The sequence below is a fragment of the Kordiimonas sp. genome (genome assembly GCF_965216265.1).
Taxonomy (GTDB): Bacteria; Pseudomonadota; Alphaproteobacteria; order Sphingomonadales; family Kordiimonadaceae; genus Kordiimonas.
Genome location: NZ_OZ244153.1, coordinates 1963329 through 1987013 on the forward strand (window position 1 = coordinate 1963329; position 23685 = coordinate 1987013).

Annotated in this window: 24 protein-coding genes, 1 tRNA gene and 1 pseudogene; 18 read left to right on the forward strand and 8 right to left on the reverse strand. The window is 51.0% G+C overall.

Translation table 11 applies throughout. The features are described from left to right. The first annotated feature begins 18 nt into the window (after positions 1–18). Positions 19–94, forward strand: a tRNA-Ala gene (locus ACOOGA_RS08950). 128 nt (positions 95–222) lie between these two features. Here ACOOGA_RS08950 and ACOOGA_RS08955 read toward each other — a convergent pair. Further along, entirely contained in the window at positions 223–453 is a 231-nt protein-coding gene (locus ACOOGA_RS08955; RefSeq protein WP_068147117.1) for a helix-turn-helix domain-containing protein, read from the reverse strand. A gap of 116 nt (positions 454–569) precedes the next feature. Here ACOOGA_RS08955 and ACOOGA_RS08960 point away from each other — a divergent pair, with 116 nt between their 5' ends. The 5 genes from ACOOGA_RS08960 to ACOOGA_RS08980 are packed head-to-tail and all read left to right on the forward strand — an operon-like array spanning position 570 to position 3002. Then, positions 570–788, forward strand: coding sequence for a hypothetical protein (locus ACOOGA_RS08960; RefSeq protein WP_068147118.1), 219 nt, complete (start codon positions 570–572; stop codon positions 786–788). 1 nt (position 789) lies between these two features. After that, positions 790–1977 (forward strand): tyrosine-type recombinase/integrase, encoded by a 1188-nt coding sequence (locus tag ACOOGA_RS08965; RefSeq protein WP_068147122.1) that lies wholly within the window; start codon positions 790–792, stop codon positions 1975–1977. Positions 1978–1980: 3 nt separating this feature from the next. After that, positions 1981–2412, forward strand: a complete 432-nt coding sequence (locus tag ACOOGA_RS08970; protein WP_380084282.1) for an antitoxin Xre/MbcA/ParS toxin-binding domain-containing protein — start codon at positions 1981–1983, stop codon at positions 2410–2412. Between the two features lie 35 nt (positions 2413–2447). Continuing rightward, entirely contained in the window at positions 2448–2639 is a 192-nt protein-coding gene (locus tag ACOOGA_RS08975) for a hypothetical protein (RefSeq protein WP_420430547.1), read from the forward strand. Between the two features lie 12 nt (positions 2640–2651). Continuing rightward, positions 2652–3002: a hypothetical protein gene (locus tag ACOOGA_RS08980; RefSeq protein WP_420430549.1), complete on the forward strand. Its 351-nt coding sequence runs from the start codon at positions 2652–2654 to the stop codon at positions 3000–3002. Between the two features lie 185 nt (positions 3003–3187). On the opposite strand, the gene ACOOGA_RS08985 is transcribed toward ACOOGA_RS08980, so the two are convergent. Next, positions 3188–3703 (reverse strand): ZIP family metal transporter, encoded by a 516-nt coding sequence (locus ACOOGA_RS08985; RefSeq protein ID WP_420430551.1) that lies wholly within the window; start codon positions 3701–3703, stop codon positions 3188–3190. Between the two features lie 106 nt (positions 3704–3809). On the opposite strand from ACOOGA_RS08985, the gene ACOOGA_RS08990 reads away from it, so the two are divergent. Together ACOOGA_RS08990 and ACOOGA_RS08995 are read left to right on the forward strand one after the other, a co-directional pair. Beyond that, positions 3810–5164, forward strand: a protein-coding gene (locus tag ACOOGA_RS08990) for an IS3 family transposase (RefSeq protein ID WP_420430553.1) whose coding sequence is annotated in 2 segments (ribosomal slippage) — positions 3810–4154 and positions 4157–5164 — 1353 coding nt in all. Because the reading frame shifts where the segments join, the coding sequence is not laid out codon by codon here. A gap of 143 nt (positions 5165–5307) precedes the next feature. Next, positions 5308–5768 (forward strand): annotated as a pseudogene (locus ACOOGA_RS08995) (transposase); the annotation flags it as partial. Between the two features lie 338 nt (positions 5769–6106). On the opposite strand, the gene ACOOGA_RS09000 reads toward ACOOGA_RS08995, so the two are convergent. The 3 genes from ACOOGA_RS09000 to ACOOGA_RS09010 form a co-directional block, all read right to left on the reverse strand. Continuing rightward, positions 6107–7876 (reverse strand): OPT family oligopeptide transporter, encoded by a 1770-nt coding sequence (locus tag ACOOGA_RS09000; RefSeq protein WP_420430555.1) that lies wholly within the window; start codon positions 7874–7876, stop codon positions 6107–6109. After that, positions 7873–8913 (reverse strand): osmoprotectant NAGGN system M42 family peptidase, encoded by a 1041-nt coding sequence (locus ACOOGA_RS09005; protein ID WP_420430557.1) that lies wholly within the window; start codon positions 8911–8913, stop codon positions 7873–7875. The genes ACOOGA_RS09000 and ACOOGA_RS09005 overlap by 4 nt, the downstream gene beginning before the upstream one ends. Positions 8914–8991: 78 nt before the next feature. After that, positions 8992–12204: a TonB-dependent receptor domain-containing protein gene (locus tag ACOOGA_RS09010; protein ID WP_420430559.1), complete on the reverse strand. Its 3213-nt coding sequence runs from the start codon at positions 12202–12204 to the stop codon at positions 8992–8994. 286 nt (positions 12205–12490) lie between these two features. Between ACOOGA_RS09010 and ACOOGA_RS09015 the strand changes: the two genes are divergently transcribed. Then, positions 12491–13105, forward strand: a complete 615-nt coding sequence (locus ACOOGA_RS09015; protein WP_420430561.1) for an RNA polymerase sigma factor — start codon at positions 12491–12493, stop codon at positions 13103–13105. Then, entirely contained in the window at positions 13102–14178 is a 1077-nt protein-coding gene (locus ACOOGA_RS09020; protein ID WP_420430563.1) for a FecR family protein, read from the forward strand. The genes ACOOGA_RS09015 and ACOOGA_RS09020 overlap by 4 nt, the downstream gene beginning before the upstream one ends. Positions 14179–14445: 267 nt before the next feature. Here ACOOGA_RS09020 and ACOOGA_RS09025 read toward each other — a convergent pair whose 3' ends face one another. Beyond that, positions 14446–14781, reverse strand: a complete 336-nt coding sequence (locus ACOOGA_RS09025; protein WP_420430565.1) for a helix-turn-helix transcriptional regulator — start codon at positions 14779–14781, stop codon at positions 14446–14448. Positions 14782–14816: 35 nt separating this feature from the next. Here ACOOGA_RS09025 and istA point away from each other — a divergent pair, with 35 nt between their 5' ends. The 4 genes from istA (at position 14817) to ACOOGA_RS09045 (ending at position 19106) form a co-directional block, all read left to right on the forward strand. Then, a complete protein-coding gene (gene istA, locus ACOOGA_RS09030; protein WP_156431830.1) occupies positions 14817–16313 on the forward strand; it encodes an IS21 family transposase in 1497 nt (498 codons plus the stop codon). Continuing rightward, positions 16310–17068, forward strand: a complete 759-nt coding sequence (gene istB / locus ACOOGA_RS09035; protein WP_068143101.1) for an IS21-like element helper ATPase IstB — start codon at positions 16310–16312, stop codon at positions 17066–17068. Before istA ends, istB begins: the two co-directional genes overlap by 4 nt. A 540-nt stretch (positions 17069–17608) precedes the next feature. After that, positions 17609–18817, forward strand: coding sequence for a type II toxin-antitoxin system HipA family toxin (locus tag ACOOGA_RS09040; RefSeq protein WP_420430567.1), 1209 nt, complete (start codon positions 17609–17611; stop codon positions 18815–18817). Next, on the forward strand, positions 18810–19106 hold the full coding sequence (locus ACOOGA_RS09045) for a helix-turn-helix domain-containing protein (protein ID WP_420430569.1): 297 nt from the start codon (positions 18810–18812) through the stop codon (positions 19104–19106). Before ACOOGA_RS09040 ends, ACOOGA_RS09045 begins: the two co-directional genes overlap by 8 nt. Before the next feature lie 87 nt (positions 19107–19193). Here ACOOGA_RS09045 and ACOOGA_RS09050 read toward each other — a convergent pair whose 3' ends face one another. Continuing rightward, entirely contained in the window at positions 19194–19400 is a 207-nt protein-coding gene (locus ACOOGA_RS09050) for a helix-turn-helix domain-containing protein (RefSeq protein WP_420430571.1), read from the reverse strand. 117 nt (positions 19401–19517) lie between these two features. On the opposite strand from ACOOGA_RS09050, the gene ACOOGA_RS09055 reads away from it, so the two are divergent. The 3 genes from ACOOGA_RS09055 to ACOOGA_RS09065 all read left to right on the forward strand — a co-directional run bounded on the left by ACOOGA_RS09055 (position 19518) and on the right by ACOOGA_RS09065 (position 20893). Further along, entirely contained in the window at positions 19518–20051 is a 534-nt protein-coding gene (locus ACOOGA_RS09055) for a hypothetical protein (RefSeq protein ID WP_420430573.1), read from the forward strand. A 50-nt stretch (positions 20052–20101) separates the two neighbouring features. Beyond that, positions 20102–20383 carry a hypothetical protein gene (locus ACOOGA_RS09060; RefSeq protein WP_420430575.1) on the forward strand — a complete coding sequence of 94 codons (282 nt, stop codon included), beginning with the start codon at positions 20102–20104 and terminating at the stop codon, positions 20381–20383. Between the two features lie 426 nt (positions 20384–20809). Continuing rightward, positions 20810–20893, forward strand: a complete 84-nt coding sequence (locus tag ACOOGA_RS09065; RefSeq protein ID WP_420430655.1) for a hypothetical protein — start codon at positions 20810–20812, stop codon at positions 20891–20893. Between the two features lie 43 nt (positions 20894–20936). Here ACOOGA_RS09065 and ACOOGA_RS09070 read toward each other — a convergent pair whose 3' ends face one another. Continuing rightward, positions 20937–21554 (reverse strand): TetR/AcrR family transcriptional regulator C-terminal domain-containing protein, encoded by a 618-nt coding sequence (locus ACOOGA_RS09070; RefSeq protein WP_417462707.1) that lies wholly within the window; start codon positions 21552–21554, stop codon positions 20937–20939. A gap of 93 nt (positions 21555–21647) precedes the next feature. Between ACOOGA_RS09070 and ACOOGA_RS09075 the strand changes: the two genes are divergently transcribed. Further along, positions 21648–23642, forward strand: a complete 1995-nt coding sequence (locus tag ACOOGA_RS09075) for a serine hydrolase (protein WP_417462706.1) — start codon at positions 21648–21650, stop codon at positions 23640–23642. Positions 23643–23685 lie beyond the last annotated feature (43 nt).

A 23685-nucleotide genomic window follows, 5' to 3' on the forward strand; every position in this document is an offset into this window, starting at 1 on the left:
AGCAGCCTCTTTGGATATGGGGCCGTAGCTCAGCTGGGAGAGCGCTACACTGGCAGTGTAGAGGTCGACGGTTCGATCCCGTTCGGCTCCACCAAATTTTACAAGGGCTTAGGAAGCATTTCCTAGGCCCTTTTCCTTTGTGGGACCAAAAAAGGGACCATATTGGGACCCGTCTCTAATCAAGTGATAAATCCAGCCCAACGAAAATGAGCCCTATACTCATTAGCCTTCCCTGTCTGGAACATGCTCAATAATCTTCTGTACAGGCACTTGGAAGTAGCTACATAGCTTATCAATAATGTCGGTTGAAGCGTTATAGCCTTTTTGGTTCGCCACCTTCGTCAGGGTGGTGCGATGTATCCCCGTTTCACGCGACACTTCCTCAAACGTGATCTTGCGATCCTCGTTAAAGCCCTTGTCTGCCATCAATTCCCTTAAGCGAAACCGAATCATTGCGCACCTTTGTTCATCAAATGATGCGTTTGAACATCATTTTATGTTGACAAGCATCAACACGCTTCATATTTTGATGCGTACAGACATCATTTCAAGCGTGGGAGTTCCAAAAGATGAGCCCAACATACTTAACCACAGAAGAATTGGCTAGCAGAATCAAGTATGACGTCCGCACCATTCGTGAACGCTTGAAGGACAGCGTTCTTCTTGAGGGTGTGCATTACATCAGACCATTTGGCGGCCGCAAGATTCTCTATCTCTGGGAAACAATCGAGAAAGACATGTGTGCCCAACCAAGCGTGCCCACCAACTTTTCTAGCCTGGCGGTGTAGCATGGCAACGATCGGATCACGTAGTGGTCGCCTGTATATCGATTTCAGATATCGAGGGGCCCGATACAAAGAATACACAGGCGTGCAAGATACGCCGGCCAATCGAAGAAAGGCCGAACAGCTCCTCAAACGCATGGAAGCTGAAATGACACTCGGCACCTTTAATTATCTCAACTATTTCCCAGATGGTCGCTCTGCAGCAAAATTTGCCGCTCAACAACAAAGGCAGGCTGAGAAAAGGTCAGCACCTTATGCCTTCGAAAAGTTTGCAGATATATGGTTTGCAGAAAAAGAGGTCGAGTGGCGTCAGTCATATCGGGACGTCACCCGCCTGACACTGGATCGCTACATTATCCCCTATTTCAGGGATAAAAGACTCGACGAAATCGACAAAGCCCTAATCCTGAAATTCCGGGCTTATCTTGCGGAACAGCCCGGCCACAAATCAGAGACTTTATCGGCATCGCGGGTCAATCATATTCTGATCCCTCTCAGGATGATCCTGATGGAAGCCGCTGACCGACATGATTTTAAGAATCCTTGGGTCAACATCAAGCGACTGCGGGAGACAAAGCCAAAGGTCGACCCCTTTACGCTGCAGGAAGTTCAATCGATTCTTGAAACAGTCAGAGCCGACTTCCGAACTTACTACACGGTGCGCTTTTTTACAGGTCTACGCTCTAGTGAGATCGATGGTTTGCAATGGCAGTATGTGGACTTTGATAGGAGGCAAATTCTCGTCCGGCAAGCGCTGGTACAGGGCAAGCTCGTTGATACGAAGACGGATGGATCGTCCCGTGAAGTGGACATGTGTTCACAGGTCTATGACTGCCTGCAAGCCCTATATGAGCAAACTGCCAACACTTCGGGATTCGTCTTTGCGACTCGCGAGGGAACACCACTCCACAATCGAAATGTCACACAACGTGTTTGGTATCCCCTGTTGAGACATCTCAACCTAACCTCGCGCCGCCCTTACCAAACACGCCATACCGCCGCCACACTCTGGCTCGCCGCTGGTGAGAACCCTGAGTGGATTGCCCGCCAAATGGGCCACAGCAACACCAAAATGCTGTTTGAGGTCTATAGCCGCTACGTCCCCAACCTGACCCGAAAAGACGGTTCAGCTTTCGAGCGGCTACTGAAGGCTGAATTCAACCACCCACGAGCCACGACAGACAAGGAATAAGAAATGACCCGGATGAAATACGCAAAGCAAACAGCCCCCAAACTGTTGCCGGCAGACCCTTTCCATCAGAAACTTGCCATTGAACTTTCCTTCACAATCATGCGCGGTTGGGCATTGTCTGACAGCGAGCAATTCACACTGACCGGCCTCAAAGACGAATATACCTTTCAGTTATGGCAACAGCGGGCTTTCACTGAGCTGAGCAAGGAGACCTATCTTCGCCTTGCTTGCGTCATCGAAGTAAATCGGCAGTTGAAGCTATTGGGCACCACGACCACTTCAGCCGTCCGGTGGCTCAAGTCGAACAATCCCGCTTTTCAGGATCAAAGTCCACTCCATCATATGCTCAGCCATGGCCTGAAAGGCATTCAAGATGTGAGCAGGGTTCTTTGTCAGCAGGCTCACCACCCGCTCAAAACCACCCACCTTCACTAACCATCCCTATCCACGACCCGCCAAAGGAGGCACCTATGACTGCTTCTCACGCTACTGCTACGCCTAAAATCGCTGACACACAGCCCCTAAAGACAGTGGCCGCCGAATATCTCACCACCTGCCACAAAGAGTTCATTGCATGGCTCTTTGAACAAGCTGCCAAAGGCGGTTATCACATTCTGCTCGTGCTAGCAGGATTGATCTCTGAAGCCACAAACTGGTTCTGACGGAGGCAAGCCATGAACAAAACGCATGATGGCGTCATCGAAGACGCATGCCTTGTTTCCTTTGCAGACGCTCCTGAGCATCACAAAAACCTGCGCCTGCTATGCGGTTGTGTTGTTGAGGATAGGCTCCGGCGCTTTCGCTCTGGCGATGCCTTCCGGTCGTCACCTGTCCTTGAGGTTGATGGCTACAATGTACGAACTGCCAATAGTCTCTATCAGGTGGAAGGTCCGCTGGACCACATCGAGCTACCCTGGTCTCATCTTGAGGCAGTACTCCGATTGATGCACCCAAGGGAAATCAAAGGTTTTGTGGATGAGGGTTTCACAGAAATCCTTATTCATGCCGAAACCCAGAAGGAATGAATTAACGTCTAAATACTATCAAGCTTTTCTCGATACACCAGAAACTCTAACGTCGGCTTTGCTATAGCGTAGCCGACGTCATCCTTTGCTATTTCAAAGACCCAAATTGACCCAATACGGCCAAAGCAACTTGGGCAGGTCAACCCATAAAGGTCGGATCGCTCTATCGCAGCAAGTCGGCCGCTCTAGGCGCCGCTTAGGACTATCAACAGCGCGACATAAACCCCCGCCCCCAATGCCGCGACACTATATCTGCGAGACTGCCGCTCCACTTCCGGCAGCAGGTAACTGGCACCCACATAAATCAGCGCGCCGGCCGACAGGGCCAGGCAATCCCCCAACAGCGGCTTGCCGATGTCGGTGACAAACGGGAATGACAGAAGCATCCCCGCAGGTGTCGTCAGCGCTGCGGCAAGAAAAGCCCACTTCAGCGCAGACCGTTCCGCGAACCCGCCTTTCCTGAGGAGCACATAGGTGACAATGCCTTCCGGGAATTCATGCAAGATCATGCCAAGGGTCGCCATGCTGCCGGTGAAGATGCTGACCGAAAAGGTCACGCTGTAAACCATACCGTCGATAAAGGAATGCAGTCCGATACCCAACATGGGAACAAGACCGAGCCCCGCACTGACATAGTCGGGGCGACTGCATACATAGCCCGCCACGAACCGGTTGAAGGCATAGAGAAGAAAATAACCCATCAACAAAAAATGGGTGCATGTTCCCCGTCAGGCCTTATGGAACCAAAGTTGGCAATTGCATAAGAGAGGATTTTGATTTCATTTGAAGTGACGTAAGGAACGAAGAATGAAAGCTAAATCCTCTGGTTCAAAAAGCGGCAAGTCAGCTGCAGATCAAACAGTTAAGAACATCCGCCGAGCGACGCGGAAGATCTATTCAGCCGAAGAGAAGATACGGATCGTCCTGGAAGGGCTAAGCCGTGAGACATCAATTGCCGAACTGTGCCGCCGGGAAGGCATCGCGCAGAGCATGTATTACAAATGGTCGAAGGAATTCCTTGAGGCAGGCAAGCAGCGTCTGGCGGGCGATGCAGTACGTGCAGCCACCAGTGACGAGGTAAAGGATCTGAGGCGGGAAGCCAGGGACCTGAAAGAAGTGGTGGCCGAGCAAACCCTGGAGATACGACTACTTAAAAAAAGCGTAGTCGGGGATGGGGAGTGCGAAGAATGAGATACTCTGCATCTGAGAAGCTTGAGATCATCCGTACTGTCGAACAGTCACATCTATCGGCACGCCAGACACTGGACAGGATAGGCATTCCACGCACGACTTTCTACCGCTGGTATGACCGGTATCTGGCCGGGGGCTTTGACGGTCTCAATGACCGGCAGCCGCACCCCGGAAAGGCCTGGAACCGTATCCCGGATCATATCCGCAAACAGGTGCATGATATGGCACTGGACGAGCCGGAACTAAGCCCGAGAGAACTGGCGGTAAAGTTTACGGACAACAAAGATTATTTTGTATCGGAAGCCAGCGTTTACCGCATGCTGAAAGCCGCAAACATGATCACCAGCCCAGCCTATGTGGTGATAAAGGCTGCAGACGAGTTCAAAGACAAGCCGACGCGTATTAACGAACAATGGCAGACCGATTTTACCTACTTCAAGATCAAAGGCTGGGGCTGGTATTATCTATCCACGATCCTGGATGATTACAGTCGTTACGTGATCAGTTGGAAGCTCTGCAGCACCATGAAAGCCAAGGATGTGACAGACACGCTTGATCAGGCGCTGAAGGCTTCTGGCTGTAATGACAAAGCTGCCATGCCCCGCCTGTTGTCCGATAATGGTTCATCCTATGTGGCAGAGGAACTGGCAGACTTCCTGAAGACCAAGGGCATGGGGCACGTTCGCGGCAGGCCATACCACCCGCAAACACAGGGCAAGATTGAACGCTGGCACCAGACGCTGAAGAACCGCATTCTCCTGGATAACTATTATCTACCCGGCCATCTGGAACACGAGATCGGCCAGTTTATCCACTACTATAATCACGAGCGATATCATGAAAGCCTGAACAACCTGACCCCTGCAGATGTCTACTTCGGGCGGGGACCAACCATCCTGGACAGAAGGAGAAAAATCAAACAACAAACCTTGAGACAACGAGCCTTGCGACATCACGCAAAGGCTGCTTAATTAAAACAAGATATGAGATCAAATCCTCTCTTATTTTAAGCGCCTACTGGTAACAATTTATCTGACGACGGACACTATGAGACAGATTTGAGATATTGTTAAAGGAGGATTTTGGTCTCATCGTAATGACGTAAGGAATGAAGATGAGAGCAAAATCAGCAAGTTCAAAAAGCGGCGCCGAGAAGGCGGTCAAGGATATCCGCCGTGCCAACCGGCGCTAGTTCAGTGCCGAAGAGAAGATCCGCATTGTGATCGAAGGCCTGCGCGGTGAAAGCAGCATTGCGGAGCTGTGCCGTCGGGAAGGCATTGCCCAAAGCCTCTATTATAGCTGGTCGAAAGAGTTCCTTGAGGCTGGGAAGAAGCGCCTTGCAGGCGATACGGAACGCGCCGCCACTACCGACGAAGTCAAAACCCTGAAGCGCGAGACACGCGACCTCAAGGAAGCGCTGGCTGAGCAGTTGTTGGAGAACCGATTGCTCAAAAAAAGCATGATCGGGGATGGGGAAGACCCCGCATGAAGTATCCGGGCGCTGAGAAGCGTGAGATCATCCGGCTGGTGGGCGAAAGCCACCTGCCGGTCAAGCAGACACTGGAGATGTTGGGCGCGATGAAAAGGGCGCAGGTCAATCAGCTAACCCGATAACATCCAACCCCGGCCCTGCAGAACGAGAAAGGCTGCTAAACCTTTGACTTAGCGGTCTTTACTTTAGTTTTGGGACAAGGTTTGGTCTTCATTTGGTAAATGATCAGGCCTACACCCTCTCACCCTATATGATGAGTCTTCAGGTGGCCGCCTCAATAAAGCGGGCATAACATCACTCAGTGATCAGCGGCTCCAGACGATCCACTTCAAAAATAAAAAAAGTTTCTATTAAATCACTTCTGACATGATTAAAACTAACTTCCATATTGATGGATCAGCATTTGAACTGGACGCCAAAGCTAACCCAACGCTACGCTGACAATTGATGATATTACACCTGTAATACTCTCCCCTGCAACAAGGCCAGACGCCGCAGCAATTAGAAACCTGCCACTCCACGCAGGAACATATTTTTGCAAGCAAAATGCGATTATCGCGCCAAAGCTCATTGCAACTGAAATAGATGCGGGAATGACGAAGGCTAACCCTAAGGCCGGAGCCGCAGGCAAATATTTGACAACACGGCGGGGGCCAAATCTTTCTGTCAGAGCCAGCGCAACACCGGCAACAGCACCAACAGCCATCGCAATCTGGGCATGATAAGGGATGGAGCTTAATCCCTGCTGCAGGGTTTCGGCTACAATTTTCCAAGTCAACACCGCAGGAGCCGGCCATTCTTCACTGATCAACATGTTTACCGGATCTGGTATCAGAGCAAGATAAACCAGTGAGCCAACAACGGCCCCTGTCAGAACGCCGAAGCATTGTGCTGCGACCTGGAAAAGCGGATTAGCGCCTATAATTTGACCGGTTTTGAAATCATTCAATAAGTCGGCACACTGCCCAGCAGTACCACCTGCGACATTTGCCGCTGTGAGGTTGGGAACCAGCTTACCCGGGGCTATCATCCCGATATTTAGCTGAGTGATTTGACCAATGGCGCCGATAGGAGGAATACCCGTTTCGCCAACTACACGTCCTGCTACAACACCAAAAACAAAGGCCATGGGAAGCGCAACAAGAGCCAGCCACCAAGCTGTATCAAACAAAAGGATTTGTGCCCCGACCACCAAAATACTGGCAATCAACAAACCAATGTAAACCATTTTTCCCGCTCTGTAAGGTTCAGAGCCTGCGCCGTCAGTTTGATCTGTTTGAGTTTCCTTTTTTAAAAAAAGTAGAGCGAAAGACGTAATCGAAGCAAATACCATCAATGCTACGCCCGGCCACAACAACCATTCGACCACTTCCGCAAACCATACTGTGTCAGCAGACAATGTTTCTATAGGTATCCAACCCATGTGAATAGCGAAGGGTGCAATTATTCCCCACGCCAGAACCGCGCCGATCAGCAGCGATGTTCCTATCCTGAGCCCGATAATTGCACCAAAACCAACCAACAAAGGCGAAGGGTCCAGGAAGAACGTCAAGTTTTTTAGGGAAACAAAAATGCTTTTACTTGCTCCCGCTATGTTCATGGCAAAACCGGCAGGAAGGGAAAAACGCGGAAGCGAATACCAATATGTGTCTACGGCTTTTATCAAAGAAGCGATAACAGCCGAACCTCCAAGCATATATACTCTTCGAATGGCTTCCTTTCCCTTCGCAAATATGTCCGTAATGACCTGTGCTGTCGCTACGCCTGCGGGAAACGGCAAAGAAGAGGAAACCAGAAAAGGCTTCAGCAACAAAAACGCGACCCATATACCAAGAAAGCTAACAGAAAACACCCAAGCGATCAGTTGGTACCATGGCAACTCTATCCCACTAACAAGTGCGAGGGCCGGAATTGGGGCGACAAGTCCTCCGGATATAATGGAGGCTGCCGAGGAGGCCGTTGTCTGATTGATATTGCTTTCGTAAAGCCCCCAAGGCTTTGCGAGGGACGCAGAGTGCATAAGCCTCCAGAAAGCAAAGCTCAGAAGCGCCGACGTAATAGACATATTGAAAGACCAGCCGATCTTAAGCCCGGAATAAATATTACAAGGCGTTAAAATGGCACCTAACGTTATGCCCGTTAAGATAGCCCTGGAGGTAAGCTCCCGTCTGGGTGGGGCGACCTGGCTCATGCTTCACTTACCATATAGTGTGCAATTAAAGTGGCCGTGGCCATTAAGGAATCTATGTGGGTCCGTTCGTAGCCATGGGTAGATTCTGTACCAAAAGCAATAAGTCCGTTTACCAGATCCAAACCCGCAACTTGGGCAGAATGCGTATCACTCCTATAAAACGGATATGAATCAAACTTGTAAGGGATCGCATTTTTTACGCACAAGCCTTCAAGCTTATTCAGTAACGAACGATCATAAATTCCACTTGTATCCAAAACGCCCAGATTAACGGTATGCTCACTGGAGTTTTGACCGGTTGCAACAGGGCCGATGTCAACCGCTATCAGCTCGCCCACATCAGCGTCTGGTGCATGAGAACACCCACAACCAGTTTCTTCGGCCACAGAAAAAATTGGATGACATTCTACGGCAAGTCTTTGATTAAGCTCCTTTACGGCCTTAATTGCAGCCAACAAACAGGCTACTCCTGCTTTGTCATCCAGATATCTCGAGCAAATATAACCATTTGGAAGAAATTCAGATTCAGCATCGAGTGCAACGATGTTACCAACATCTAAACCAAGTTTGCGTGCCTCTTGGTCAGAACCACACGAGGCATCTACTCGCAGTTCAACTGTATGCCAGTTGACAGACTGAGAGTCTATCTCTTCATTGAATACATGCCCGGCCGATTTTTCAGGCAAAATGGAGCCCCTGAAATTGGTGTTTTTTGTATGAATGGTAACACGCGCGCCTTCCGCAAACCTGGAAGACCAGTGCCCAAGCGGACGTATCTTCAATCGACCATTTGGCTTGATGCCGACAACCATAGCCCCCAGCGTATCAAGGTGGGCTGAAATAGCGCGGTCGGATTTTTTTTGTTCACCATCAAGTGTTGCAACAATGCTCCCTCGACGTTGCTGTTGCCAATTCACGCCAAGTTTCTCTAATTCACCGCACACATGGTGGCACATACCACCAACCATCCCCACAGGAGAAGGAATGGCCAACATGGCTTTGAGTTGTTCAACTAAGTAGGTTTGATCAATATTCATAAAATTCACTAACCCATGCGAACATTGGCGCTTGCAGCTAAGCGCCAATGTCGTTTGCAAACAGCCTCGGATGATCTGTTAGAGCTTCACGCCCAAACCGAAATAGAAGAAACGCCCTTGCTGGTCATAGATCACAGCGTCATCACCAAAAGCGCGAGTTTCCGGAACTCGAGCCAATTGTGGCGGGGCATTGTCGAGCAAGTTATTCACGCCGACGTAAAAATCTGTTCGGTCATTGAACGAATACCGTACCTGCAGATCCGTATAGAATTCGCTGCCTGTGCGATTAGGGTCGCGAAACTCTTCAGGCTCTGACAAATCAAATACTTGGTTTCCGAAAAAGCGCTCGTAAAGGCTTACTGTCCAACGGTCATTTCGGTAAGTTGCCCGAAAGTTAGCGATCCATTTCGGATCACCAAGCTCACCAGCTTCTCTATCAGGCTCTGAGCGCCCCTCTTGCGCATAAAAGTTTAACTTATCGAGATAAGTTGCAGCTAAAGCGAAATCGAGGTTGCCTTCCGTTTGAAACAATTCGTCAAGATGCAAGCGGTAGCGCATTTCAAAATCAACACCTGCGGCTTCAAAAGAGGCCACATTAATCAGTTGACTTGAAACTGACTGAATATTCCCATCACTGCCACGGCTTACAGAAGCACAAAGAGGGTTATCTATTGAAACGCCATCCACGCAACCATTCAAAAGAACCTGTGCAGGAAAGGCGTTCACCGCATCCTTGATATCAATATTCCAATAATCAACGGTCAGGCTAAGGTCTGGAATAAACGACGGAGTCACGATCACCCCCAAGGTCAGGGTATCTGCCGTCTCTTCCTGCAAATTCTCATTGCCGCCCGAAAGGATCGCGGTTGTCACAGCATCTGTATTGGATTGAAAGCCAGGTGCAATACCTAGGGCGGCGCAATTCGCGGCCCGATTTCCTGACCCCGCGTCAATGAAATCAACATCACATGGATCATTCAAAAAGACGTTGCTTTGCTCCACTGCTGCGAACAGTTCGCCAATATTCGGAGCACGAACAGCTTGAGAAAGAACCGCACGGAAACGGATATCCGATACAGGTGTCCAATCAGCACCGATCTTCCATGTCGTGGCACTACCAATTGTACTGTAATCTGCATAGCGTATCGCGCCTTCCAGGTTTAATTCCTGAGCAAGAGGAACATCCCTCAGAATTGGCAAACTAGCTTCTGCAAATGCTTCCCATACATCATAGCTACCTACAGTATCAGCGACTGGCGAAATACCAAACAAGTCGCCGCTGTTACGAAGGGCACCCTCTTCTGTGGAAGAACTTTCATTGCGATATTCAGCACCAAAGGCAAACCCGACCGGTCCCCCTTGAAGCTCCAGAGAGCCCGCCGTGTCACCAGTAACCGTAAAGTTGACAGCGTGCTGCGTTAATTCGCCTTGCGTGAGGAAGTCTACATGACTGAAAGCCAACGCTTCCGGAGTAGCCGCATTGGGCCCCAGTATATTTAAAGGCACACAACCGCCAGAAGCATCACGACAAACGATTTCTCCGTTCCCATCCAAAACAGCATCAATCTGTTGCAGGTACCTGCTGTTTATCCGTTCATTGATGAACTCTGTGGTATTTTCTGATCGCCCATACTGATAGTGAAATGTATAGTCCAGATTGTCAGTGAAACGGCCCTCAACCCCCGCGTACATTTGTATCGTATCACGCTGTGACCGCGATTGTCGGCCGCCATGGTCAACATTGGTTCTTGTTACATAAAATCCGTTCAGACCCTCAGTCGCAAGAATGCCCCCTAGCGCTTCTGGAACATACGGGTTATCTGCAAGAATAAATGACCCAGGAATGCCGGTAAAATCACCGGCAAGCCCGAACGTGGGTTGCCCGTCCGTTTTACTCTCGTTGCGGGCGTATTTGGCATCAAAGAAAAACCGCATATCTTCCGCGAGATCATACCTTAAGCCACCAGAAAAGATCATTCTCTCGACAGGTACAGCAAGCAGGTCATACGCTGACAAATCAACAAAACCACCATCTTGGGAAAGGTATGACAAGACGAGCGTGCCTAAATCCTGGGAAACGATGTTGCCATTTGAGTCAAACGTGAAAGGCCCACCGAATTCGGAAAAAGATTCAAAGTTTGGTCCAACGACCTGACCACCGGCTGGAGTGCCTATGAAACCAGTGTTGTCAAAAAGAATTTGATCTGCAATGCCGTCAGATGAACTCGTATTATTTGGGTTCGGGGCAAAACGAAGATTTTCGCGGGCGTAGCTTCTATTGCTTGCCCGAATAACAGATGACTTGTCATAGGTTGCATTTACGTAAATGTTCCCCTTGTCATCCGCAAAATTTGTCCCTCCTGTCAAAGACAGGGAATAGGTCTCACCATCCCCTTCACCCGAAACACCATAGCGACCATCAACCGCCAAACCTTCAAAATCGTCCTTCAGAATAAGGTTCACCACACCCGACACTGCATCAGCACCATACACTGCGGATGCACCACCTGTGATAACCTCCACCCTGTCAACGAGAGCGGCAGGAATAGTATTGGTATCAACAGCGGCACTGCCCGGCCGACTACCCACATGGCGCCGCCCGTTAATCAGGACAAGAGTGCGATCAATCCCCAAGCCTCGCAGGTTTAGAAAATTGGTGCCGGCTTCCTGCGCATCATCCGTTGTATTAACATTGCCCGTTGTTTGAGTGGCTCTAATGGCGGGCAGTTCATTCAAGGTGTCAGCCAATCGAGTATCGCCATTCAATGCCAAAGCTTCGGAATCCAATACAGTCACTGGCGTTGGCGTCGTGGTCCCTGATCGACGAATGCGTGAACCGGTTACAACGATTTCGTCAAATTCAGCGACGGCTGACTCTGCGCGTGCGCCTGCATCAGAAGGCTTTGATTTTTCATCATTAACCTCAGGAGCCGCACTGGGGGCTTCTATACGTTTGATGACAACGGTCTTGGCACTCGTAAGCGTAGCTTCGAAGCCTGTCCCTTCAAGCAATATATCCAGCGCCTGCGCCGCTGTGTATGCGCCCCGCACCCCGCCAACAGGCTTTTTTGCAATCACTGCTTCACTAAACAGGTGCTGAATTCCAGTAACTTCTGTAAACGCCTGAAGCGCCTCCCCCAGGTTTTGGCCTGAAATATCAAATTGAAATTTTTCCACTGAAGCAACCTGAGCAGCCGCTACTGGGCTAGAAACAAGGCCCGGGGTCATCAGCAGTGGTATCATACTGACAGCAGTCAACATGCCCAAACGGGCAGACTTATTCTTTGACACGGTTTCCTCCATTCGTAATTTTCACTCCGCCACCTGTAAACGAACGGTCAGACGAAACCTGAACCTCAAAACTAAAAAATTTAAATCCGCCCCCTCATGCATTAGCCACTACGGCCCTCCTCGAAAACACAAGGAGCCCATGCCTCGTACTAAGAAACTACCTGATCAAAAAAAATGCATATTTTGGTTCAGGTTTGTTCTTTTGGATCGTTATAGATAGATGGTTGCGCGTGATGCCCACCTATATTGGGATTATGACAGGCGGGTTTAAAAGCTAGAGACAAGAATGATTATTTCATTTCGAAAACGAAATCTTGCAAATCAGGATGACGCTTTGTCAGGCGACACCCCTCTACGGGCCGCAGCCCGCGACCGTGAACCACAACAACCTGCAGAAAATTCAGAAGACCTAACAGCACTCTATAGTAGATACCACAAGGCTCTGAAGTTGTTTGTTATGACAACGGTGAAATGCGAGCAGGTAGCTGAAGAAATTACTCAGGAATCCTATTTAAAGTTCCTGAAAAAACAAAATGAAAAGGTGATTGCACACCCTAGAGCCTATTTGTTTCGTACTGCCTCCAATTTGTCCATCGATTTTATCAGACGCGATCTCCGGAATGTTTTTGATAAAAAACACGATTTTCAAGAGGACCAGGTTGAGAGCCCACATGCTTCGCCTGAAGATCAAGCTATATTAAACCAAACCAAAGTGTCCCTTGAAGCATCCTTGAAGAAAATGCCAAGAAAAATGAGACAGGTGTTCTACTATCGACGCTATGAGGGGTATTCGATCCAAGATATAAGCAACAGAATGAATATGTCAGAGCGTATGGTCTATAAATACCTAGGGAATGCTCTCCGCCACCTCGCTGTTGACCTGAAGGGGGGTAAACGGTGACCCAGCGATCACAAAAAAACAAAAGCTACATTTCGAAAGAAGTGGCAGATATGTTTGTCCGCATAGAAGCGCACAAATGTAAAGTTGATGACCTTCGTCGGATGATGGATTGGGCAGCAGACTCGCCGGAAAAACTGGAAGAAATGGAAGAACTAAGCAGCCTCTATGAGGCTGTAGGCAAAGTGAAGCCTTCTGAAGATATTATCCATGCTCCGGATAATATCCCTTCTTTGTGGCAGAATTTTTCTCGATGGTTGCGACCATCCTCTCCAATTCTGGCCGCCGGACTAATTGCTGCCACCATTGCATTCTTCGTGATAGGGAATGTTTTGCAATTCGGCCCCGTACACCAAAACTATAAAACCAGGATCGGCGAGATACGGAATGTCGCTTTGGAAGACGGTTCTGAAATATATTTGAACGGTGATTCACTGGTAACCGTTAATTACCAGAAAGACCAACGCTACCTTGTTCTCGATGAAGGTGAGGCTTTCTTCGAAGTTGCCAAAGACAAAGAGCGCGAATTTATTGTAGAAGTCGGTGGTGTTTTGGTTCAAGCTGTGGGAACAGCCTTCAACATCGACTATACTGAAAATGATGTGACGGTCAGTGTAACTGAAGGAACCGTAAAGATAGGTTTGGCTCACGAGGCAAAACTTCCCGCAAATCAGAAAAGTCCAACGCTTTATGCGTCTGTCGGGGAAAGGGTAGCCGTTAAGAAGGCTACTTCTGCCATGCCCCAATCTGGCAATGACAAAGAAACCGATATAACTCAGAGACTTGGAGCCTACATCCTTAAAAAAGAGGAAAGTTCCCCTGACCATTTCTCTTCTTGGCGAAGCGGAGTATTACACCTCGATGGAGCCCCTCTCAGCACCACTATTGATCGTATCAATCGACAATCCCGAAAACAGATCGCCATTTCAGATGTGAGGCTAAACCCACTACCCATTTACGGTTCTTTCCGGCTTGATGACACAGATGGGTTCATCAAAGCCATAGAAGTACTTTATCCTATTCAACATATCGAAACCGAAAAAGGCTATGTTTTAATCTACCGGGAAAATAGCTAGCTTCTTTTGACTATACCCAAAACCTGCCAATGTTAGTCACCGCTTCGCTCCATATGAGCCTGGGTTGCACTCGTTCCGCGCAGCAGAAGCTTGAGTGCAAAAAGGCAGCCTGAACCATAGAACAGCCTGCCCAATCTTAATTGGGTGTATGTAAGAAGGTGTCTCTGCCAAATATTTCACTGCCATCCAGGGCACTGGATTCACACTAAGACTAGCGAAAGATTTATCAAGGGAAAGGCTTTGGCGAGATTGGAGTCGGTCAGGTTACTAGCGACTTTCATCTGCTGTTTCCGAGCGGTTTAGTCGCAACTGGCTCGGCGTAATGCTCAGGTATTTTCGGAATTGGAAGCTCATATGTGCATGTGAGGAAAATCCACACTCAAACGCAATGGCACCTATTGACAGTGAAGAATCGCGAAGCTGAGCTCGGGCCCGGCTAATACGGCGGTCAATAATAAACTGCTGCGGCGACCGGCCAACCGCCGCAGTAAAAGATCTGGTAAAAAATCCCAGCGATAGGCCGATTTCTGTATAGGGCGGTGTAAAAGTAGGCCACTGAAGCGGCGGCGTTGTGTTGCTGCGGGCGGAGTAAAAGTCTGCCACTTTTTGGCTTTTCCATTTGATGGGAGGGCCGGAGGATTTATTCAGTGGATTTATACAGAAGGGTTCGCCTTGCGTGCCATGTGCAAGGCCTGAGCAACCGGGAGGCTGCCCGGCGTTTCGGGATCAGCCGTGACACAGTCGCGAAGATGCTCTCGCATTCAGAGCCGCCGGGCTACCGGCGCTCAGTGCCGGTCAGGCGTCCCAAGCTTGATGGCTACACCGACATCATCGACAGTATTCTGGAGGGTGACCGCCAGGTAGGGCGCAAGCAGCGCCATACAGCGAAGCGTATCTTCGAGCGCCTACGCTCCGAGTATGGCTTTGATGGCGGTTATACGATCATCAAGGACTATGTGAGAGAGTACCGTCGGACCAGCCGCGAGGTCTATGTACCGCTGAGCCACACCCCCGGTCACGCGCAGGCGGACTTCGGCGAGGCCCAGGTGGTCATCGGCGGGGTGCGGCAGAAGGCCCACTTCTTCGTGCTGGACCTGCCGCATAGCGATGCCTGTTATGTCAGGGCCTATCCCCGGGCCACGACGGAGGCCTGGCTGGACGGCCACAACCATGCCTTTGCCTTCTTTGGCGCTGTGCCGCAGTCGGTCCTGTACGACAATGACCGCTGTCTTGTATCTCGCATTCTGCCGGATGGCACGCGCAAGCGGACCGACAGCTTCTCGGCCTTCCTGTCCCACTATCTGATAGAGGACCGCTATGGCCGCCCCGGCAAGGGCAACGATAAGGGCAAGGTTGAAGGCATGGTCGGCTATATGCGCCGGACCTTCATGGTCCCCATTCCGTCCTTCGCCAGCTTTGACGCTTTCAACGACTATCTGGAGGACGCTTGTACCAGGCGGCAGTCAGATGTCCTGTCAGGGCACAAGGTGAGCATCGGGGACCGGCTGCAGGCTGATCTGGCGGCAATGCGCCCCTTGCCGGGGGCGTTCTTCGATGCCTGCCACAAGCAGGCCGGTCGGGTCACGTCCCTGTCGCTGGTGCGTTACAAGGGCAATGATTATTCGGTGCCTGTTGCCTTTGCCCACCGGGAGGTCTGGGTCCGGGGCTATGTCGGCGAGGTGGTCATTGGCTGTGCCGGGGAGATCATCGCCCGCCACGAGCGCTCCTATGACGAGGCGGATATGATCTTCAATCCATTGCATTACCTGCCGCTGATTGAGCGCAAGATCATGAGCCTTGATCAGGCGGCCCCGCTTGATGGCTGGAACCTGCCGGAGGAAATCCTCAAACTGCGCCGCCTGCTGGAAGCCCGCATGGGCAAGGCCGGCAAGCGGGAATATGTCCAAGTGCTGAGACTATTGGACACCGTGGATATGGAGACGCTGTCGGCAGCCGTGAAGGACGCCCTGAGGTTGGGGGCCATCGGCTATGACGCCATCAGGCATCTGGTGCTGTGCCGGATCGAACGCCGACCGGCCCGGCTTGACCTGAGCCTTTACCCCTACCTGCCGAAGGCCACGGTGGGCACCACATCCCCGTCCAGCTATATGTGTCTGATGGGGGCAGCGTCATGAGTGAAGCACCCCAGATACTGCTATCCCACCATCTGAAGAAGCTGCGCCTGCCCACCTTCCTTCGGGACTATGACAAGGTGGCCCGCCAGTGTGCGTCTGAAGGTGTTGACCATACCGGTTATCTGGCCCGGCTCACCGAGCTGGAACTGATCGACCGGGAAAGGCGGATGATCGAGCGGCGGATCCGGTTGGCGAAGTTCCCGGCGGTCAAGAGCCTCGACAGCTTTGACTTCAAGGCCATTCCCGAGCTGAACAAGATGCTAGTGCTCACGCTCGCACGCTCAGAGTATGTGGACCGTTATGAGAATATCATCGCCCTTGGCCCCAGTGGCACCGGCAAGACCCATGTCGCCCTCGGTCTCGGGCTGGCCGCCTGCCAGAAGGGCATCAGCGTCGGCTTCACCACGGCCAGCGTCCTGGTGCATGAACTGATGGAGGCGAGGGATGAGAAGTCCCTGCTGCGCTACAAGAAGAAGCTGGCCAAATACAGATTGCTGATCGTTGACGAACTGGGCTTTGTGCCGCTCTCAAAGACCGGCGCCGAACTGTTGTTCGAGGTCTTCTCCGAGCGATATGAAAGTGGCTCCACCATCATCACCAGCAACCTTCCGTTCGACGAGTGGACAGAAACCTTCGGCTCGGAACGCCTCACCGGCGCGCTCCTCGACCGGCTGACCCACCATGTTCACATCCTCGAGATGAACGGCGAAAGCTACCGCCTCGCGCAGAGCCGCTCAAAACCCCACCCAAAATGATCGCCAAAATATGATAGCCGGGGGCATGCCCCCGGCTATCATATCAACCATATCCATACTGGCTCACTTTTACGCCGCCCTATGGCCTAATTTTGCTCCGCCCTTGACAGATTTAACTGCGTTGGTCGAGACGGCTGACGCCGCGTAGCCGCGTCGCCAACCTGGCATTCATTTTCTTATATTTTGGCCACTTCTCTGGCCGGTTTTGTATACCCAAAAATGCCTAATTTTCAGTATATTAGAGATGGTGACACCTGTTACGGAAGCATCTATTTGGCCTCTTCGCAATTCTCCTGTGCTCAATAGTTATCTAAGGGAGAAGGGTAAATCATTTCGCCAACTGGCCAGCCTGGTAGTGTCCAGAATTTTTGTGCTTAATTCACTTGACCTCGCTCATCGGAACAGTAGACATAGCCGCCTTATTGGTACCAAAATCGGTACCCGTTCTATTTTATATCCACGAGAGGTATTGAAATCGGTACTTTATTCTTGAAGGGTACCGAAAAGGATACCATAATGATGCCTTGATATGCGTAAGGTATGGAAATCGATACCATGGAAGCTCTCAGACAAGCCATCGTAACCTTCAAGGGTCAGAAAGTCGGACGTCTTGAGGAAGTTCCGGAGGGTGGCACCGCATTCACTTATGATGCTGACGCACCTGAAATTGGCTGCTCTCTGCCACGTACGACGGACCGCCACACTTACCGCGCCGGTGTGCATCCATTTTTCAGTAACCTTGCCCCTGAAGGATGGTTACGCGCCCGCCAGGAAGCGATCGCTGATACAGAAGATGAAGACGACTTCGGCCTATTGCTGGCATTCGGGCAAGACTGCATCGGCGCTGTTGGCATTGCTCCAGCCAGTGGCGAACGCCCCAAAATAGACCTGGCCGTGGGAGCAGATGTCGAAACACAAGCCATCGCCGAAAGCCGGCGTACGATCTCCGGCGTGCAGGCCAAGCTTCTGTGTGTAAAAGAGGGAAATCGCTTCACGCCCGCCGCCCACCAGGGGCCAGCCCCCTATATCGCCAAATTTGCCCGGGACGATCTCGGCGATCTGGTTCAGAACGAGGAAGCCTCCTTGCTTCTGACCAAGGCACTATTGCCTGACGATCAGGTTGTTTCTTGCCAACGTGGTTTCGTACAAAACATCGACAAACTGGGCCTAATCGTTGAAAGGTTCGACCGCGAATATATTGACGGTGAGGAAAACAAACTCCGATGCGAAGACTTCGCGCAAGTCCTTGCGGTCGCTCCTGGGCGAGACCGCAAAAACAAATACCGGGTAGACTATGATGCTCTCTCTGAGGCGCTGAAATATTCAGCCGCGCCGAAACTGGATGCCTATACCTTGTTTCGCAGAATTGTGGCCTTTGCAATTCTTGGGAATACCGATTGCCACCTTAAAAATTGGAGCCTTCTGGAGACGCCTACCGGGCTACGCCTATCACCCATCTATGACGTGCTCAACAGCTACATTTATGGCGGAAGGGGCTACAGCACTGTCTTCGGCCTGGAACTCAACGGCAAGCGTTTGCAGTGGCAGGAGTATGACCGGGCGATCCTTACAGAAGTTGGCCACAAACTGGGCTTGAATCAGCGAACAGTCGAAGCTGTGTTCACCGACATCAAGAAGCGCAAAACTACTCTAAAAGAATGCCTCAAGAGCGAAGCCCCTTTGAACGATGAGCTACAATATCAATTCACTGCAACAATCGAAGAAAAGTGGGAGATCCTTTATGGCTGAATCAACCACCAAAGAACCGGTGAATTTCGAAAAGCTCCCCAACCTCAAAGCCCTGGGACAATATGCGAAAAGCAAACGCCGCTATGAGAAGATCAGCATTAAAAAACTGGCCTTGCTGGTCGGCTGCTCCCATACATCAATCATCGAATTTGAGAAAGGGTCCGGCAAGATCAACCTTTCAACTGCCTGGCGCATTCTGGATACACTCGGATTGATAAACCCCGATGCGCCGAAATATCAGGGCGTGACGCGACACATACCGGCAGAAGCCTTTACACAGAAAGGCTGAAACTGTCCGCATCTATCAATTCAAATGACGCGCCAGCTCACTAGCCGAAGCGGATTTCAGCGAGCCAATCGTATTTGGCTTCTGAATCTATGCTTGGACCAGATCAGATAGCGACACCTTCAACGCAGCAGCAATTTCACTGAGCACGGTGATCGTGGGGTTCCGAACGCCCCTTTCAACACCTGAAATATAGGTGCGGTGCAGCCCTGACCGAAAAGCCAACTCCTCCTGCGAGATGTTCTGCTCCCGCCGGATTCTCGCAATGTTGACGCCGATTTGCTGCTTGATATCCATGCAGCCACTGTTCGGCCATCGTAGATTATTGGTCTACAGACTATGAGTCACATTAAGCATTGAAGTGCGCCTCGAATTGCATACTATAAGTAACAAATAGAGGCGAGGAGACGTAGGATGATTAGGAAAACTGCAGTTGGCTTGGCTGCTGAACAGGCCGTTGAAAACACCAGGCGGCGCCATTGGGAAGCGGAACAGCATGCAAACACTGAAAAGCTAGTTCAGGAAGCGGTAGAGGATGCGGTTCTAGAACAGACCAACCCCGCAGCTGCCAGACAGAGAAAGAAAGCGAAGGCAGATGCCAAAGGCGTCGTACCGTTTTTCCTTTTCTATTTGGTCATGGGGGGCACTACCTATAGCAGTATAGGCCAACATGAAAGCTTGGCGTTTCTCAACTTCCCAGGAATCGGTTGGTTAATGGGGTTTGCAATCTTCTATTGCGGCATCATCATTCCTGCGAGAGACGTTCGTTGGCCCTACCTGCCTGGGATAGTGGTGATGCTCTATCCTATATATGACATGGCACCATTTTTTACATCCCTAGTTGGCATGCAGGAAAACATGCAAAATGTTGGCATTGTCGCCTCCGTCATGTTTGGGTTTTGGTTTATGGTACTGCGGACGGCTCGAACCGTCCAAGGGTTCGCCTAGAAACCTGAAGGTGGGGACAACGTGTTCCCATGTCTAAAGGGGTCAACAAAATGGACACTGTCAGGTACCCATTTTACACAATACTTTCGACGGTCAATGCGCCATATCGAGAGCATATTGATGCCGACCTGCTTGCCGAGTGCATTCGCGAGATTGGCGAAGTGAACAAGTTTACGGGGCAAGTTTGGGGCTTTTTCGGCGAAGTTCCAATCCCGCATCAAATAGCTTTTGCCGCCCACTATTCGATGTCCCCGAAAGAGCTGCAGGCGGCAGCGAAAAGGTTCAGCGAACTCTCCGGTGCGTACTTCAAAATCTGTGAAATCGACCTCTGATTACCGATGAAAATGGCTCTGAAACACGCCGGGGATAGGTGTCGTTTTCGCTGCAATGCTGGCTATTTTTATTACAAAAATTTGAGACCATTTTGGATAAGTTTTTGAATACGACCCAAGTTGATAGGTGTTAATCGGTATTATCAGAGCACCATAGTCATTCATAAAATCACTTGAATACCAATATTTTAATCTTATATTACCGATTAACATCTCACTCCATCTAATCACATCTTTAGATCTGTATATACTGGCAGTGTAGAGGTCGACGGTTCGATCCCGTTCGGCTCCACCAAGAATTTCAAGGGCTCGGGAAATATTTCCCAGGCCCTTTTTCTTTGTGGGACCACAAAAGGGACAGTAATAATACCTCTTCCTGCATTCCAGATTAGGCTACTCTTTGGCCAAATAGCACAATCACTGTTGTTGGCAGGTCAAAAGGTGTTGCTGCAGAAGGTGATCAAAAGCGGCTTTAATTTCTGCTGCGCTGCTATCGATGCCGCATTATAGAGTATATTTAAACGCTCGTGAATATTCAGTTCACCTATCTGTATCAACACCTGCGCCCTGACCGTGTCGCTTCAATCCCTGCGATCAAGGCCTCCACCAGAAAATGAAATGTGTCCGGCCGCTCAGATATGGCCATAACCTCATGAATTTGGGGGAACCGCTCGACCGGCACTAACTCCGGGTCGAGCTGAGGGATTGTGTCGGTCTCCCGTGCCACATCCTCAAGGCCCAGACCAAATACGGCGACGTTGGTTGCCCGCATCGCACAGAAGGTGGTCTCGATATCAAATCCGTCCGCTCGGAAAGCGGCGATTGCTGACTCTATGGTTTCCATAGCTTCATCGCCTTGGGCCAAACCCCGCTGAAACACCTGAAAAGCGCCCGGATGCTGGAACGCCATTCTCCGAAAAGCCTCTGCGTAGCCTCTTATCCAGTCCTGCCAGGTGAAAGACCCGACCGGCATATCAGAATCAGCAATCATCTTTTTCATCATCTCAATAAAGACAGCGTCTTTGGTGGGTACATGATTATAAAGCGAGGTAACATGCACATTCAGACGTTTGGCAATGCCCCGCAGCGTGACGGATTCATGTCCTTTCTCATCGGCAATTTCTATCGCGGTATCGACTATTTTTTCTTTGCTCAGTTGTGGTTTGGGCACCTTCTCGGGCTCCTTGACTCTTCAAAACATACACTGTAGGTTTTTTAAAAAACATACAGTGTAGGTATAAGCCTATTCGACAGGGAGAGTGAAGTGAAGAAGAGATTCTGGATACCCATAACAATCATGGCTTTTGGGCTTGGCTGGCCATTGTTGGCACAGGAAAACCCGGCGGACCCCCCGACAGACTCACAGCCGCGTGAAGCACAGATGGAAACACCCGCCACCAAATCCGGCGTGAAATCACCCGGCACCTCGCCGCTTAATGCCGCCGACCTTGAAGCCTGGCTTGACGGCTATATGTCAGGTGCGCTTGAGCAGGGCGATGTGGCGGGCGCAGTGGTCAGCGTGGTGAAGGACGGCGAGCCGCTCTTCGCCAAAGGGTATGGGTATGCGGACATGGCAACCAAACGGCCGATGAATGCGAACCAAACCCTTGTCCGTATTGGATCGACCTCAAAACTGTTCACCTGGACCGCCGTGATGCAACTGGTTGAACAGGGTAAGCTGGATCTTGATGCCGATGTGAACACCTACCTCGATTTCACAATCCCCGAACGAGCTGGCGGGCCGGTCACTATGAACGATTTGATGACCCATAGGGGCGGTTTCGAGGAAGGGCTGAAAGAGATATTGATTACAGACCCTGCCAAATTCATCTCCACGGAAAAATATCTGAAAGACCACATGCGCCCCCGGATATTCCCGGTCGGGAAAGTGCCCGCCTATTCAAACTATGGTACGGCGCTCGCCGGCTACATTGTTGAACGTCTCTCTGGCGAGCCCTTCGACGACTATATTGAGCGGCATATTCTCGCCCCGCTCAATATGGAACGTTCGACGTTCCGGCAGCCACTACCTGAACAATTTCAGGACAGTGTATCGCTCGGTTACAGGGGCGCCTCCCAACCACCACAGGCATTTGAACTGGTAACATCCGCGCCAGCTGGCAGTATGAGCTCCACCGCAGACGATATGGCCAATTTCATGATTGCCCACCTGCAAGATGGCCGGTTTGGCGACACGCGCATCCTGAAGGCGGAGACCGCCCGCTTGATGTACCAGCCTTCGGCACCGCACCAGCCCGACTTCACCACTATGGCGCATGGCTTTTTCAGCGGTTCCATCAACGGGAAACGCCTGATCGGCCATGGTGGCGATACTATCTGGTTTCACACCGACATGAACCTGATCCCGGAAGAAGGAGTTGGCTTCTTTGTCAGCTTCAACAGCCGCGGCAAGGATAATGCTGTCTATGGCATGCGGGAGCGCATCCTTGATGACTTTATGGACCGTTATTTCCCGGTCCAAGACGACGAGCCGGTCCCCCTTGCCATTCGGAGCGCCAAGACAGACGCCCAGGCGCTTGCCGGGAAATATCGAAGTTCCCGCCGCATTCAAACAGCATTCCTCAAGATGCTGTACACTTTGCAGCAAACCACGGTTGTCGCCAATGAGGACGGCACCATAAGCTTCGCGTCTGAGCCAGACACCAAGTATCGGGAAACCGCACCCGGCCTCTGGCGTGACCCGGACAGCGAACATGCCCTTTATGTTTCCACCGTTGACGGTCAGCTAACAATCACCCAGAGCAACAACCCCGTTTCTGTGCTGCAGAAGGTTCGTCTGGCGGAGAACGCAGGCCTGAATACATTCCTGCTCTTTGGTTCGCTCACTATCATCGTACTAGCCCTTGTCGCCTGGCCGCTCAGTTGGTGGTGCCGCAGGCTTTATGGTCAACCGCTCGACCTCACAGGGAGGGGTTTGGTCGCGTACCGGCTTACCCGCTACCTGATGGTTGGAAACATGATCTATCTCTTTGGCTGGTATATAGCACTGCTTCCGGTCCTCCAGATGCAGCTTGACGGATTTGGCCTGTCGCTCGATCCGCTGCTTTTCATCCTTCAGGCTGGTGCGCTGGTACCCCTGACCGGGGCTGGCGTGGGCATCTGGAACGCCTGGCTGACCGTCCGGTCTGACCGACACGGAATGGCCAAGGCTGGCAGTGTGCTGTTTGCCACCGCACTGTGTGGTTTGGCCTGGGTTGCCTTCATCGGCGGCCTCATGAGCTTCACTCTGGAATATTGATCAGGCTCCGGGCGTACCCGTCTGGCCGCAAACCCATGGATGT